The 13,244-nt window shown below is 66.3% G+C and carries 14 protein-coding genes, 1 tRNA gene and 1 pseudogene; 12 read left to right on the top strand and 4 right to left on the bottom strand.

Annotated elements, in window-relative coordinates; genetic code table 11:
* Positions 1–52 precede the first annotated feature (52 nt).
* The 3 genes from pgm to W7S_RS18975 all read left to right on the top strand — a co-directional run bounded on the left by pgm (position 53) and on the right by W7S_RS18975 (position 3,083).
* Complete coding sequence (pgm, locus tag W7S_RS18985; RefSeq protein WP_014385538.1) at positions 53–1,696, top strand: phosphoglucomutase (alpha-D-glucose-1,6-bisphosphate-dependent); 1,644 nt, start codon at positions 53–55, stop codon at positions 1,694–1,696.
* Positions 1,697–1,767: 71 nt separating this feature from the next.
* The gene (locus W7S_RS18980) at positions 1,768–2,970 is read left to right on the top strand and encodes an MFS transporter (protein WP_255348951.1); all 1,203 of its coding nucleotides are present in this window, start codon (positions 1,768–1,770) and stop codon (positions 2,968–2,970) included.
* Positions 2,971–3,010: 40 nt separating this feature from the next.
* Positions 3,011–3,083: transfer RNA gene (locus W7S_RS18975), tRNA-Ala, on the top strand.
* A gap of 41 nt (positions 3,084–3,124) precedes the next feature.
* Here W7S_RS18975 and W7S_RS18970 read toward each other — a convergent pair.
* Entirely contained in the window at positions 3,125–3,340 is a 216-nt protein-coding gene (locus tag W7S_RS18970) for a hypothetical protein (RefSeq protein WP_009954684.1), read from the bottom strand.
* 102 nt (positions 3,341–3,442) lie between these two features.
* Here W7S_RS18970 and W7S_RS18965 point away from each other — a divergent pair, with 102 nt between their 5' ends.
* From W7S_RS18965 to W7S_RS18955, 3 genes are all read left to right on the top strand, one after another.
* Positions 3,443–3,649 carry a hypothetical protein gene (locus tag W7S_RS18965; protein ID WP_026071253.1) on the top strand — a complete coding sequence of 69 codons (207 nt, stop codon included), beginning with the start codon at positions 3,443–3,445 and terminating at the stop codon, positions 3,647–3,649.
* The gene (locus W7S_RS18960) at positions 3,646–4,023 is read left to right on the top strand and encodes a type II toxin-antitoxin system death-on-curing family toxin (RefSeq protein WP_009954685.1); all 378 of its coding nucleotides are present in this window, start codon (positions 3,646–3,648) and stop codon (positions 4,021–4,023) included. The genes W7S_RS18965 and W7S_RS18960 overlap by 4 nt, the downstream gene beginning before the upstream one ends.
* A 204-nt stretch (positions 4,024–4,227) precedes the next feature.
* Positions 4,228–4,422, top strand: a complete 195-nt coding sequence (locus W7S_RS18955) for a hypothetical protein (protein WP_014712137.1) — start codon at positions 4,228–4,230, stop codon at positions 4,420–4,422.
* On the opposite strand, the pseudogene W7S_RS18950 reads toward W7S_RS18955, so the two are convergent.
* Together W7S_RS18950 and W7S_RS18945 are read right to left on the bottom strand one after the other, a co-directional pair.
* Positions 4,419–4,859 (bottom strand): annotated as a pseudogene (locus W7S_RS18950) (DUF5994 family protein). The gene W7S_RS18955 and the pseudogene W7S_RS18950 overlap by 4 nt on opposite strands.
* A gap of 170 nt (positions 4,860–5,029) precedes the next feature.
* The gene (locus W7S_RS18945) at positions 5,030–6,664 is read right to left on the bottom strand and encodes a fatty acyl-AMP ligase (RefSeq protein ID WP_041298257.1); all 1,635 of its coding nucleotides are present in this window, start codon (positions 6,662–6,664) and stop codon (positions 5,030–5,032) included.
* 209 nt (positions 6,665–6,873) lie between these two features.
* Between W7S_RS18945 and W7S_RS18940 the strand changes: the two genes are divergently transcribed.
* Positions 6,874–7,107 carry a hypothetical protein gene (locus tag W7S_RS18940; RefSeq protein ID WP_026071254.1) on the top strand — a complete coding sequence of 78 codons (234 nt, stop codon included), beginning with the start codon at positions 6,874–6,876 and terminating at the stop codon, positions 7,105–7,107.
* Positions 7,108–7,150: 43 nt separating this feature from the next.
* Here the strand turns inward: W7S_RS18940 and W7S_RS18935 are convergent, their stop codons facing one another.
* Complete coding sequence (locus W7S_RS18935) at positions 7,151–8,596, bottom strand: aldehyde dehydrogenase (RefSeq protein WP_014712135.1); 1,446 nt, start codon at positions 8,594–8,596, stop codon at positions 7,151–7,153.
* A 164-nt stretch (positions 8,597–8,760) separates the two neighbouring features.
* Here W7S_RS18935 and W7S_RS18930 point away from each other — a divergent pair, with 164 nt between their 5' ends.
* Genes W7S_RS18930 through W7S_RS18910 form a run of 5 tightly spaced genes read left to right on the top strand, consistent with a single transcriptional unit; the run spans position 8,761 to position 13,226 of the window.
* Positions 8,761–10,029, top strand: coding sequence for an aromatic ring-hydroxylating dioxygenase subunit alpha (locus W7S_RS18930; RefSeq protein ID WP_008259274.1), 1,269 nt, complete (start codon positions 8,761–8,763; stop codon positions 10,027–10,029).
* Positions 10,026–10,361, top strand: coding sequence for a hypothetical protein (locus tag W7S_RS18925; protein ID WP_008259272.1), 336 nt, complete (start codon positions 10,026–10,028; stop codon positions 10,359–10,361). The genes W7S_RS18930 and W7S_RS18925 overlap by 4 nt, the downstream gene beginning before the upstream one ends.
* Positions 10,358–11,611, top strand: coding sequence for an amidohydrolase family protein (locus W7S_RS18920; RefSeq protein WP_008259270.1), 1,254 nt, complete (start codon positions 10,358–10,360; stop codon positions 11,609–11,611). The genes W7S_RS18925 and W7S_RS18920 overlap by 4 nt, the downstream gene beginning before the upstream one ends.
* An 11-nt stretch (positions 11,612–11,622) precedes the next feature.
* A complete protein-coding gene (locus W7S_RS18915; RefSeq protein WP_008259268.1) occupies positions 11,623–12,075 on the top strand; it encodes a MarR family winged helix-turn-helix transcriptional regulator in 453 nt (150 codons plus the stop codon).
* Between the two features lie 56 nt (positions 12,076–12,131).
* Positions 12,132–13,226 carry a ferredoxin--NADP reductase gene (locus tag W7S_RS18910; protein WP_008259264.1) on the top strand — a complete coding sequence of 365 codons (1,095 nt, stop codon included), beginning with the start codon at positions 12,132–12,134 and terminating at the stop codon, positions 13,224–13,226.
* Positions 13,227–13,244 lie beyond the last annotated feature (18 nt).

Here is a 13,244-nt window from a genome sequence, read left to right as displayed (position 1 = left end):
GTCCAGACCGGCGCAGGCCGGGGGCGGCGGGAGACGGGCAGAATTGGTAACCATGGTGGCCAACCCTCGCGCCGGTCAGCCGGCCCAACCCGAAGACCTTGTCGATCTGCCCCACCTGCTGACGGCCTATTACTCGATTCAGCCCGATCCCGGCGACGTCGCCCAGCAGGTGGCATTCGGCACGTCGGGCCACCGCGGGTCGGCGCTCAATGGGGCGTTCAACGAGGCGCACATCCTGGCGATCACCCAGGCCATCGTCGAGTACCGCACCGCCCACGGCATTACAGGCCCGTTGTTCATCGGCCGGGACACGCACGGCCTCTCCGAGCCGGCCTGGGTCTCCGCGCTGGAGGTGCTGGCCGCCAACGACGTCGTCGCCATGATCGATTCCCGCGACCGGTACACGCCGACCCCGGCGGTCAGCCACGCCATCCTCACTTACAACCGCGGTCGCACCGACGCGCCGGCCGACGGGATCGTCGTGACGCCGTCGCACAACCCGCCCTCGGACGGAGGCTTCAAATACAACCCGCCCAACGGTGGCCCGGCCGACACCGACGCCACCAACGCAATCGCCAAGCGCGCCAACGAGATTCTGCGCGACGGCTCGGGCGTCAAGCGCATCCCGCTGGCCCGCGCGCTACAGACCGCGCAGCGCCACGACTACCTCGGTAACTATGTCGACGACCTGCCCAACGTGGTCGACATCGATGCCATCCGCGCGGCCGGGGTGCGGATCGGCGCCGACCCGCTGGGCGGGGCGAGCGTGGACTACTGGGGCGAGATCGCCACCCGTCACCGCCTGGATCTGACCGTGGTCAATCCGCTGGTCGACGCGACATGGCGGTTTATGACGCTCGACCACGACGGCAAGATCCGGATGGACTGCAGCTCACCGGACGCGATGGCGGGACTCATCCGCGGGATGTCCGACAACCCCGGCCGCTACCAGATCGCCACGGGCAACGATGCCGACTCGGACCGCCACGGCATCGTCACGCCCGACGCGGGGCTGCTCAACCCGAACCACTACCTGGCGGTGGCCATCGAATACCTGTACACGCAGCGGCCGTCGTGGCCGGGCGGCATCGCGGTCGGCAAGACCGCGGTCAGTTCGTCAATGATCGACCGGGTGGTCGCCGGCATCGGCCGCAAGCTCATCGAGGTGCCGGTCGGCTTCAAGTGGTTCGTCGACGGCCTGATCGAGGGCGGCATCGGCTTCGGCGGCGAGGAATCGGCCGGTGCGTCGTTCCTGCGGCGCGACGGGTCCGTGTGGACCACCGACAAGGACGGCATCATCCTGGCCCTCCTGGCCTCGGAAATGCTGGCCGTCACGGGGACGAGTCCCTCCCAGCGCTATCAACAGTTGACCGCCGAATACGGCACGCCGTTCTACGCGCGGGTCGACGCGCCCGCCGACCGCGACCAAAAGGCCCGGCTCGCCAAGCTGTCCGCCGACGAGGTGACCGCGACGGAACTGGCGGGGGAGCCCATCACCGCCAAGCTGACCGCGGCACCCGGGAATGGGGCCGCATTGGGCGGATTGAAGGTGACGACAGCCAACGCGTGGTTTGCCGCGCGACCGTCGGGAACCGAAGACGTGTACAAGATTTATGCGGAATCTTTCAACGGAGAAGAGCATTTAGCCGAGGTGCAAGAAACTGCGCGCGAGGTAGTTAATAAAGTCATTGGGTGACCCTTTCCCTCCGCCTTACCCGTCCGGGGGGACGCGCGTCGCGTTCGACCCGTCTGCCGCGCGAAGTTTGGATCCTTAGCTGGGCAAATATCATGGTCGCGCTTGGTTACGGAGTCATTTCACCGGCGCTGCCGTCTTTCGCCCGCAGTTTCGGCGTCAGCATCAAGGCGGTGACTTTCTTAGTCACCGTCTTTTCGTTGGCCCGCCTGTGTTTTGCGCCGGTCAGCGGGCAGCTGGTCCAGCGGTTGGGGGAGCGGCGGATCTACATCGGCGGGATGGTGATCGTCGCGGTCTCCACCGGCGCGTGTGCGTTTTCCCAGGCTTACTGGCAATTGATGGCTTTCCGCGTCATCAGCGGAATCGGATCGACAATGTTTTATGTTTCGGCGCTGGGACTGATGATCCATATCAGCCCGCCCGACGCCCGCGGACGGGTCGCGGGCCTTTTCACCACGTCGTTCATGGTCGGGGCCGTGGGCGGCCCGGCCGTCGGCGCCCTGGCGGCCGGTTGGGGGCTCACCGCGCCGTTCATCGTGTACGGCGTCGCTTTGCTCGGTGTGGCGGTGGTGCTGTTTTTCGGCTTGCGGAATTCGGCCCTGGCGGCCCCGGGGCCGCCGACGCGGTCGACGGTGACGATGCGAGAGGCGTTGCGCGTGCGCGCCTATTGGTCCTCGCTCGGGGCCAATTTCGCGACCGGTTGGTCGGCGTTCGGCCTTCGTGTCGCCCTGGTCCCCTTGTTCATCACCGACGTCATGGGCCGCGGCGTCGGCGTCATCGGCATTGCGCTCGCGGCATTCGCCGGGGGCAACGCGCTGGCCATGATCCCCAGTGGCTACCTGTCCGACCGGATGGGACGGCGCACGTTGATGATCGTGGGCCTGGCGTTGTCCGGCGCGGCGACCATCTTCTTGGGCGCGGCGTCGTCATTGCCGAGGTTTCTGGTCGCCGCGGTGGTGGTGGGGGCGGTGACGGGCATCTACATGTCGCCGATGCAGGCCGCCGTCGCCGACATCCTGGGCAGTGAGGCGCGCGCGGGCAGTCCGGTGGCGGCCGTGCAGATGATGTCCGACCTGGGCGCGATCGTCGGATCCATGACGCTCGGTTGGGTCGCCGAGCGGCTGAGCTACGGCTGGGGTTTCATCATCAGCGGCATCGTTTTGCTGATCGCCGCGGTGGGCTGGGTGGTGGCGCCGGAGACCCGGACGGTGCCCGTTCCGGAGCCCGACCCCTTGCCGTCTCCGCACACGCTGAATCTTCCTGAGCAGCAACTTTGAAGGACGGTTACCGGTGGTGTAGCTTCGATGAGCACGACTTGGGGCTATGGCGCAGCTGGTAGCGCACCACACTGGCAGTGTGGGGGTCAGGGGTTCGAGTCCCCTTAGCTCCACCGAAATAACTGGGCGCATCGCGCCAATCGACGTCGCGGATTTAGCAGAATGCGGCGGTCATGAAACTCCCGCCGGCCACGAGCGCGATGACGAGCGCGGCGGTCTCGTGTCCCGTCGACGCCGCGGCGACGACGCCGGCGACCGCGCTGATGAATATCGTGACGGCCAGAAACGCCATGAACAGCCGGTGCGAATTGACCGCTGCGCCGGAACGAGGCGTGACCATGGCCTTGTTCGTACGATTCACGCCCACCATGAAATCTCCTTGGTTGTGACGCCCGCAACATATAACGCGCAGATGTGGCCTGCATCACACATCACTAGGCGCGCCGTGGTATCAGTCCGGTATCATTCGGCTATGGGAATGACTCTTCGGCCCAGTGAACAGCAGGCGGAAGCGCTGCGCAGGCAGGCCAGTGCGGAAGGCCGATCGATGCAGGCCGTCGCGCTGTCGGCCATCGACGAGTACATCGCCCGGCGGGCGCACAAGGCCAAGGTCGCCGATGCGCTGCAGCGCGTGCTTCGCGAGGAGGCAGGTGTTCTGGAGCGCCTCAAGGACGCATGACGGACTATCTGGACCTCGAGGATCTTCTGGAAATTGCCCGAAAAGCCGTCGGAGTGGACGTCATTGTCCGGGATTACGGCTTGCTTGAATCCGCTCTGGCGCGTCCTCGAGCCTCCATCTTCGGCCAGGACGCCTACCCGGATCCCCACGTCAAGGCCGCCGCACTGCTGCATTCGCTGACACGGAATCACGCGCTGGTGGACGGGAACAAGCGACTCGGGTGGGCGGCCTGCCGGACGTTCCTGGCAATCAACGCCCAGTGGATCAGTGCGCCCGAGGACGATCGCTTCGATTTGGTGATCCGGGTGGCCACCGGTGCGATGGCCGGTCTCGACGACATTGCGGCACAACTGCGCGGCTGGAGCCACCCGTGACCGCTACGAACCACGCCGGCTTCGGGCACGCCGTCATGCGGCGGCGATCCGCCAATTAGGTTTTCGCCTCGGGGCGCATTAATCTAGCCCGCGGTTCGATTGCGACTCAGGAAAGCAGCCATGCCTGTTCAGCCCACGTTGCTGCGCCGACAAGCGTCGCGCGGCGTTCGTCGACAGCGGGTCGTCCCCCGTGTGAAGTGTCCGATGGTCGGTCAGTGCTTCGACATCGAGGTCACCCGCGACGCCGACGGATGGGCGATCAACGTCCCCGAGATCGGCAGGTCCACGCGCACGACAAGTCGGGCCGCAGTGGAACTGGCCGCGCGCGAATGCATTTCAACCTGGACCGGCATCCCGATCGGCTATGTCGCCGTCTATGTCGTGAGCGAAATCGCTTAACGGTCGGCGGCGCATCGTTGTCGGGCCGCCTGCAGGATCGAGCCGGCGGTGAGAAACGCGGGTTTGTCGCGGTCCTTGGCGTCAGACGGGCAGTCCGGCCGCGCGGCGCAGCACCATCAGCGCAAGCCCGCTGTACGTCGCGTAAGGAACGATCAATAGGTTCACCCGCTCCTCGCCGCCGATGAACGTCATCACGTGCTGGCGCTTGTGCTCCCATCCGTGCCAGTTGAAGTCGGGCGGACGTTGTAGGCCGGCCAGTTGACATTGACGGAGCAGATGTCGCCGAGCAGGGGGGTCAGTGCCGCGACAAGGCCGGGCAATTCGTTGGTGATGCGGTCCGCGCGTGGCCACCACGCTCCGTCGATGTCGCCGCCCAACTGGCGGGCTACCGAGACGCGGACGGGGACGGCCGCCCGTCGGCTCGCCGTGCGATACACAGTTGTTCCCTACGTTTCGGCATCGCTCGTCCGCGGTCGCGTGGCGAGCGGAGGAATCGCATTGCCCTTGGGTGTCCTCTGCGCCCATTGCGGTGGAAAACCGCTGACAACGAAACGGCTCACGCCCGACGCTACCCCACCACCGAGATTTGCTCGCTATAGGAGCGCGGTCAGGTGACCAGGGGCAGCGCGTAACCGCGACGCAGCTTGCCGGACGGCGTCTTGGGAATCGCCCCCGGGGCCAGCACCACCACGCTGCGTGGCCGCGCCGCGACTTCGGTGACGACTTCGTGAGCGACCTCATGCTTGATGCGCCGCACCTGCGCGGGATCGTCGACGTCGTTCGACTCCACCGCAACGGCAAACGATTCCCGCGAACGGCCGGCATCGAGCCGCACAGCGGCCACACACCCTCCGCGCACCCCGACGACGCGCCCGGCAGCACGTTCGACATCAGCGGGGTAGATGTTGCGTCCGGCCATGATGATGACGTCTTTGGCCCGACCGCATACGACCACGTGGCCCTGCTCGGTGAGATAACCCAGATCGCCGGTGTTCAACCACCCCTGGTCGTCTTGAGCGGCCATGAAACCGGCCGTCGTGAGATACCCGGACGTGACCGGATCTCCCCGCAACTCGATGACTCCCACACCGCGGGGCGCCTGAACGGCGCCGTCCTCATCGACGACGCGTGCCTGTATACCCTTCAGCAGCGGCCCCAGCGATGCGAGTCGACGAGTGCGGCCGGCGGCGGTGGGCACTGCGCGCCGCAGCACCGCCAGCATATCGCCGTCCACCTCGTCAACGACGAGTCCACGGCCACACTCCGAAAATGACACCGCCACAGTTGTTTCGGCCATTCCATAAGCGGGCAAGATCGCTTCTGGACGCAGTCCGAACGGCGCGCCGGCCAAACACAGTTCCTCCACGTCGGCCGGTTCGACCTGCTCGGAACCTGATAACGCCCACCGCAACGACGACAGATCAAAATCACCGGGTTTTGCGTGCCGCCGTAACCGCTTGGCGAGCATCGCGTAGGCAAAATTCGGTGCCGCGGTCATGGTCGCTCGGTACTTGTCGATCAACTTGGGCCACAACAAGATATCGGACAAGAAGTCGAGTGGCGTGATCTTGACCAGCTCGGCACCGAATAGCATTGGCACCGTTAAGAATCCGGTCATTCCCATGTCGTGGAATAGCGGTAACCAGCTCACGATCACATCGGTGTCCAAGTCGTACTGGGCACCGACGAACATCGCCTCGGCGTTGGCGAACACGTTCGCATGGGTGATCATCACTGCTTTAGGGCAATCCGTCGAGCCAGACGTCAACTGCAGAAGCGCCAGATCGTTCTCATCGCTGTCGACGACGGTGGTCGGTGCGGCGCTCAATAGCTCGGCCATCGTCACCACCGCGACATCGTGCTCGGCTAACACGTCCACCGCGGCCATGAACGGCTCCGACACGATCACGACGGTTGCCTCGATCATGGTGATGACCGCCAAGGTGTCGCGCACCCACGCCTGCAGATCGGTGCGTGGCGTCGGTTGGTGCAGCATCGTCAAACACGCGCCGCGCAGCCACACACCCTGCGCGATCGGCGCGACTTCCGCCGGGGCGCCGGCCAGCACACCGACCCGATCGCCCGCGCCGACCCGGCGGGCGGCCAACCCGCCGGCTACCCGTCGGGCGCTCTGATGTACTTCGGCCCAGCTAGACCGACCTGGCGAACCAGGCTCGCCGGTCACCAGGCCATGGGTACTGGACTCCGCAGCGCAGAGCATCGCGTCAACGAATCTGCTCACCGCCACCTCCCCTGTGTCAGGCCAGCTACAGGCCTGTTTTGGTCATCTCGGGACGTATGAGGTGCCGAGGACATGCTACTGACCTCGGGCGCGTCTCCCCGGAGGGCGCGCCGCTTGTCCGGGCCAGGCTGACGGCGTAGCAGGCTGATCCGTCCGCGAGAAACGCCGAACTACGGATAGGCTGTTGGGAACAAGGGAGGATGGACGTCATGTCCACACAGAATTGGTGCGACGCACCCGAGATTCACCCGTCGCAGATCCGGGTCGGCGACGTCATCGGCACGCGCCGCCCCACAGAACTGCGCCTGACCGTCAAGATGATCAGTGGTCCGCAGAGCGGTCCGCGGCAATGGACATTCTTCAGCCGCGACGACAACGGCCAACAGCGCACCAGCACGTTCGGCGAGGACGACGTGGTTCGCAGATACGCCAAAGCGGCATGACGATGCCGTAGATTCGTGCCAAACGCCAAGGGCGCCAACGGATCTAGGATTCCGCGGCGATCGCGATCGACTTCGTGTCCAGGTAACCGTCGAGGCCTTCGGGCCCGAGTTCGCGGCCGTAGCCGCTGGCCTTGACGCCCCCGAAGGGCGCGAACGGATCCATCGTGTAGCCCTGGTTGACGCCGACGGTCCCGGTGTGGATGCGGGTGGCCATCGCCAGCGCACGGTCGCTGTCGTTGCTCCACACCGAGCCGGCCAGGCCGTAATCGGAATCGTTGGCGATCGCCAGCGCCTCCTCGTCATCGCGGTAGGGGATGACGGTGATGACGGGCCCAAAGATCTCCTCCCGGGCGATGCGCATCGAATTGTCGGCCGCCGCGAACAGGGTGGGCCGGACATACCAGCCGCGGTCGAGTCCGTCGGGCATGTCGGTGCCGCCGATGACGACGCGCGCCCCCTCGTTCTGGCCGATCTCGATGTAGTCGCGAACGCGTCGCTGCTGGCGCCGGGACACCAACGGACCGAGCTGGGTGTCGGGATCGTTGGGATCGCCGACGCGAAGGCCGGCCATCTCGGCCGCGAGCGCGTCGACGTACTCGTCGTGGCGCCCCTGCGGCACCAGCACCCGGGTGAGCGCGTTGCAGATCTGGCCGCTGTTGGACAGGCTCGCGGATCGCACTCCGGCGGCCACCTTGTCCGGCGATGCGTCGTCGAGGACCAGGGCGGCGGACTTGCCGCCGAGTTCCAGGCTGACTTTGGTGAGGTTGGCCGCACACGATGAGGCCACTGCCTGTCCCGCCGCGGTGGAGCCGGTGAACGACACTTTGTCGACGCCCGGGTGGGCGACGAGGTAGGCGCCCAGCGCACCGTCGCCCGGCAGGATGCTGACCACGCCCGGCGGCAGGCCGGCTTCGGCGATCATCTCGCCTAAAAGCAGCGCGTCTAACGGGCTTTCGGGGGCGGGTTTGAGCACGACGGCGCAGCCGGCCAACAGCGCGGGCACCAGTTTGGTGACGATGAGGAACTGGGGCATGTTCCAGGGCACGATCGCCGCGACGACGCCGACGGGTTCCTTGCGGACGTGCACGTCGCTTCCGAAGAACCCGGGCCTGGTCTCCTGCCACGGGTGCCGTTCGGCCAGGTCGCAGAACGCGCGCATCATGAATGCCGGCAGGCCGACCTGGGCCCGCTGGGCGAAGCTGATCGGGGCGCCGATCTCCGCCGTGATCGTGGTGGCCATCTCCGCGCGGCGTCCGTCGTAGATGTCGGCCAGGCGCCGGATCGCGGCGACCCGTTCCGCCGGCTCGCTGCGGCCCCACGGCCCGAAGGCCGCGCGCGCCGCCGCCACCGCCGCGTCGACGTCGTCGGATCCCGCCGCATTGACCTCGGCGATCGGTTCCTCGGTGTGCGGAGAGATGACGTGCAAGACGCCGGCCTGCGGCCGCGCCCCATCGCTTCCGGCGATCTGCACTGCGGGGTGATGGTCCATCCGCGCCTCCCGGGGCCAGTATCAACTACTTGCTATTGGTGACACGAGGATATACCGTCGGCCGTGACGGAGCCCTCAGGGATCGGTGAAACCGGTGCGCGGGTGGTTGTTTTCGCGCAGGCATTGCTGCAGTTTCGCTGAGATTGGACTGCTAAGGAGCGATCATGGCTCGATTTCCTAAACCGCCGGAGGGGAGCTGGACCCAGCATTACCCGGAATTGGGCACCGAGCCGGTGTCCTACCGGGACTCGATCAGCCCCGAGATCTATGAGTTGGAACGTGACGCCATCTTCAAGCGTGCCTGGCTCAATGTCGGTCGCGTTGAACAGCTTCCGCGCAAAGGCAGTTACCTCACCCGCGAGCTGAAGGTTGTCAACACCTCAATCATCTTGGTGCGCACCACGTCTGGCGACATCAAGGCTTATCACAACGTGTGCCGGCATCGCGGCAACAAGCTGGTGTGGAACGACATGCCGCAGGAAGAAACGGCCGGGGTGTGCCGGCAGTTCACCTGCAAGTACCACGGCTGGCGCTACGACCTGGACGGCAACCTGACCTTCGTGCAGCAGGAGGAGGAGTTCTTCGACCTCGACAAGGGCCGCTACGGGCTGGTGCCGGTGCACTGCGACGTGTGGGAAGGGTTCATCTTCGTCAACTTCGCCAAGAAGCCCGAGCAGTCGCTGCGAGAGTTCCTCGGACCCATGATCACCGGGCTGGAAGGTTATCCCTTCGACAAGATGGTCTCGCGCTGGTGCTATCGCTCCGAGGTCAAGGCGAACTGGAAGCTGTACATGGACGCGTTCCAGGAGTTCTATCACGCGCCCGTGTTGCACGCGAACCAGTCACCGACCGCGTACTCGAAGGCGGCCGCCGAGGCGGGTTTTGAGGCCCCGCACTACCGGCTGGACGGGCCGCACCGGCTGGTCAGCACCTCGGGGGTGCGCGCCTGGGAAATGGCCGACGAGATGCGCAAGCCGATGGAGGACATCTGCCAGAGCGGGCTGTTCGGGCCATGGGACAAGCCCGATCTGGGCCCGATGCCCGAGGGGCTCAACCCGGCGAAATGTGATCCGTGGGGGCTGGATTCGTTCCAGCTGTTCCCCAACTTCGTCATCCTGTTCTGGGGCCAGGGCTGGTATCTGACCTACCACTACTGGCCGACGTCGTATAACAGTCACCTCTTCGAGGGCACGCTGTACTTCCCGGCGCCGCGCACCCCGCGTGAGCGCGTCGCTCAGGAACTGGCGGCGGTGTCGTTCAAGGAATATGGGCTGCAGGACGCCAACACGCTGGAGGCGACCCAGACGATGCTCGAATCCCAGGTGATCGACGAGTTCCTGCTGTGCGACCAGGAGGTCCTGATCCGTCACCTCCACAAGGAGACCGCCGCCTGGATCGATGACTATCGCCGGACGACGAGCGCGGGGGTGTGAACGAGATGCCGATGCTGCCCGCCGAGTTCGCCGACCTCGAACCGTTCGCCGATTGGTGCCTGGCGAGCGAACCCGAACGCTACGCCAAGAGGCTGGCCAGTTCGATGGTCGAAATGAAGGCCTTCTACGACGCGATCACCCCGCGGGCCGAGGAGGCATTGTCGTTCTGCGACAAGTTCTCTCTCGACGACCTGCCGGACGACGTTCTGAATCTGATGCACCTGCTCTACTCCATGATCATGGTGTCGTTCCCGGTGGAGTGCTGGAAGCAACCCCGCGTCCCCGACTCGGGTGCTTCGACCCTGGACTGCGTGTCCGAGCCGGTTCCATGACCGAGTCGACCGTCCTGCGGGCGGCGCGGTGGGCCGATGTCGTCACGGGCCGGATCCACGCGCCGGCGGTGATCGTGGTCGACGGCGAACGCATCTCGGCGATCAATCCCGAAGGGCCGCTGCCGGATTCGGCCACCATCGTCGATCTCGGCGACGTGACGCTGCTGCCGGGCCTGATGGACATGGAGCTCAACCTGCTCATCGGGGGGCCCGGCGGGCCGGAGGGCCTGCCGTCGCCCATGCATGGAGTGCAGGACGACCCCGCCTATCGCACGTTGCGCGGGGCGGTCAACGCGCGTACCACCCTGGAGGCCGGGTTCACCACGGTGCGCAATCTCGGGCTGATGGTCAAGACCGGCGGGTATCTGCTCGACGTGGCGCTGCAGCGCGCCATCGACCAGGGCTGGCACGTCGGGCCGCGCATCTATCCCGCCGGCCATGCCGTCACCCCGTACGGCGGGCACCTGGACCCGACGGTCTTTCAGCGGTTGGCGCCCGGGGTCATGCCGCTCTCGGTGGCCGAGGGCATCGCCAACGGCGTACCCGACGTGATCGCCTGCGTGCGTTACCAAATCCGGCACGGCGCCAAGCTGATCAAGGTGTCGGCGTCGGGCGGGGTGATGTCGCACAGCACCGCGCCCGGCGCGCAGCAGTACTCCGACGCCGAGTTCGCCGCGATCGCCGACGAAGCCCACCGGGCCGGAGTCCGCGTGGCCGCGCACGCCGTCGGGGACACCGCGGTCCAGGCCTGCATCCGCGCCGGCATCGACTGCATCGAACACGGCTTTTTGGCCAGTGACGAAACGATCCAGATGATGGTCGACCACGGCACCTTCCTGGTCTCGACCACCTACCTGACGGAGGCCATGGCCATCGACCGCATCGCGCCGGAGCTGCGCAAGAAGGCGCTGGAGGTGTTTCCGCGCGCAAAGGCCATGCTGCCCAAGGCGATCGACGCGGGCGTCCGGATTGCGTGCGGCACCGACGCGCCGGCCATCCCGCACGGCCAAAACGCCAAAGAACTGGGCGCGCTGGTGCAGCGGGGCATGACTCCCGCGCAGGCAATCCGGGCGGCCACGGTGGTGGCCGCCGAGCTGATCGACGCCGACGACGAGTTGGGCAGGCTGGCGCCCGGCTATCTCGCGGACATCATCGCTGTGCCGGGAGACCCGTTCGACGACATCGCCAAGACGCTCGACGTCCGCTTTGTCATGAAGAACGGACAGATCTACAAAAGCCCCGCGGCCTGACGGAGGCAGGTATGGAACTCACCGACAACATCCTGTGGCTGCTCAAGCAGGCCTTCTATTACTCCCTGACCACGATCAACGAGGCGATGCGCGAACACGGCGTGAGCACCGCTCAGATCGGTGTGCTGCGCCAATTGGCCAACGAACCCGGGTTGTCCGGCGCCGAATTGGCGCGGCGGCTGCTGATCAGCCCGCAAGGCGTCCAGCTCGCGCTCACCGCGTTGGAACGCCGCGCCCTGGTGGAAAGGAAGCAGGACCCCCAGCACGCGCGCATCCTGCGGGCCTACCTGACCGGCGAGGGCCGCAAAGTCGCCGAAACGGTGGTCAGTGACGCGATCGCCGCACACCAGGAGGTGTTCGGCGTGCTGACCGAGGAAGAGCAGCGCACCCTGCGCGAATTGCTGGGCCGCGTGGTCGAAAAGGGCACCGGCCATGAGCTGTTCGACGATCACGTCGACGGATGACGTGACCAATATCTAGTACTTGAGACTAATCGCAAGTAGTTGATACTCTGACGGAGATGGGCGATCACCACAGCACAGCGAACGCCGGTCCGGCGACCGTGACCGGCGGCGCAGCGGGCGCTGTCGACATGGCCGAGGCCCCGGACGGCTTTGTGCCGCTTCGGGTCAAGCAGGTGATACCCGAAACCCGCGACGCCGTGTCGATCGTTCTCGATGTTCCCCGGGGCAGCGCGGCACGGTTCGGCTACCAAGCCGGGCAATTCCTGACGCTGCTGGTCCGCGTCGACGGGCGCGAGTACCGGCGCTGCTACTCGATGTCGTCATCTCCCGCGGTCGGCGAGGACCTGCGCATCACGGTCAAGCGCGACCGCGGCGGCGCGGTGTCCAACTGGCTCAACGACACCGCGGCACCCGGCGACCTGCTCCACGCCCTGCCGCCGCAGGGACGCTTCGTCTTGAACGACACCGGCCGGAACCTGGTCGCGTTCGCCGGGGGAAGCGGCATCACGCCGGTGTTTTCGCTGTTGCGCACCGCGCTGGTGTGCGGCACGCGCGGCGCGCGGTTGTTCTACGCCAACCGAAACCGGGACGCGGTGATCTTCGACGAGGCCCTCAAAACGCTGGAAAAGCGCCACGCGGACCGCTTCGTCCTGCACCACCATCTCGACGACCAACGCGGCTTCGCCACCCAGGCGGACATCGCCGCGTTCGTCGAGAACACCGACGGCGCCGACTTCTACGTCTGCGGGCCGAACGAGTTCATGGACACGGTGCGAACCGCCCTGGGCGCGGCGGGCGTGCCCACCAGCCGACTGCACATCGAGCATTTCGACGTGGCCGACGTGGCCGCGGCGGCGCCGCCCGAGACCGAGCCGGTCACCGACGAGGTCACCATCGTGCTGGACGGATCGACGACCACCGCGCCGTACTACGCGGGCAACACGCTGTTGCAGACAGCCCGCATGGCTGGGCTGCGGGCGCCGTCCTCGTGTGAAATCGGTTCGTGTGGAACGTGTATGGGGCGCCTGACGCAGGGTAGCGCCCGGATGATCAACAACGATGCGCTCGACCAGGATGAGGTCGACGGCGGCTGGGTGCTGACGTGTCAGGCCGTGCCGACCAGTCCCACGGTGCGGGTGGTCTACGAATGAGCGATAGGGCGGCGGATG

Source organism: Mycobacterium sp. MOTT36Y (assembly GCF_000262165.1).
Taxonomy (GTDB): Bacteria; Actinomycetota; Actinomycetes; order Mycobacteriales; family Mycobacteriaceae; genus Mycobacterium; species Mycobacterium intracellulare.
This window is presented reverse-complemented; position numbering and strand designations above follow the sequence as displayed.

Excerpts from the sequence above, each read along its gene's own strand:
- W7S_RS18965 (WP_026071253.1), top strand. The coding sequence starts at position 3,443 with ATGGGAATGACTCTTCGGCCCAGTGAACAGCAGGCGGAAGCGCTGCGC.
- W7S_RS18915 (WP_008259268.1), top strand. The coding sequence starts at position 11,623 with ATGGAACTCACCGACAACATCCTGTGGCTGCTCAAGCAGGCCTTCTAT.
- W7S_RS18940 (WP_026071254.1), top strand. The coding sequence starts at position 6,874 with ATGTCCACACAGAATTGGTGCGACGCACCCGAGATTCACCCGTCGCAG.
- W7S_RS18930 (WP_008259274.1), top strand. The coding sequence starts at position 8,761 with ATGGCTCGATTTCCTAAACCGCCGGAGGGGAGCTGGACCCAGCATTAC.
- W7S_RS18970 (WP_009954684.1), bottom strand. The coding sequence starts at position 3,340 with ATGGTGGGCGTGAATCGTACGAACAAGGCCATGGTCACGCCTCGTTCC.
- W7S_RS18960 (WP_009954685.1), top strand. The coding sequence starts at position 3,646 with ATGACGGACTATCTGGACCTCGAGGATCTTCTGGAAATTGCCCGAAAA.
- W7S_RS18935 (WP_014712135.1), bottom strand. The coding sequence starts at position 8,596 with ATGGACCATCACCCCGCAGTGCAGATCGCCGGAAGCGATGGGGCGCGG.
- W7S_RS18955 (WP_014712137.1), top strand. The coding sequence starts at position 4,228 with ATGGTCGGTCAGTGCTTCGACATCGAGGTCACCCGCGACGCCGACGGA.
- pgm (WP_014385538.1), top strand. The coding sequence starts at position 53 with ATGGTGGCCAACCCTCGCGCCGGTCAGCCGGCCCAACCCGAAGACCTT.
- W7S_RS18910 (WP_008259264.1), top strand. The coding sequence starts at position 12,132 with ATGGGCGATCACCACAGCACAGCGAACGCCGGTCCGGCGACCGTGACC.
- W7S_RS18920 (WP_008259270.1), top strand. The coding sequence starts at position 10,358 with ATGACCGAGTCGACCGTCCTGCGGGCGGCGCGGTGGGCCGATGTCGTC.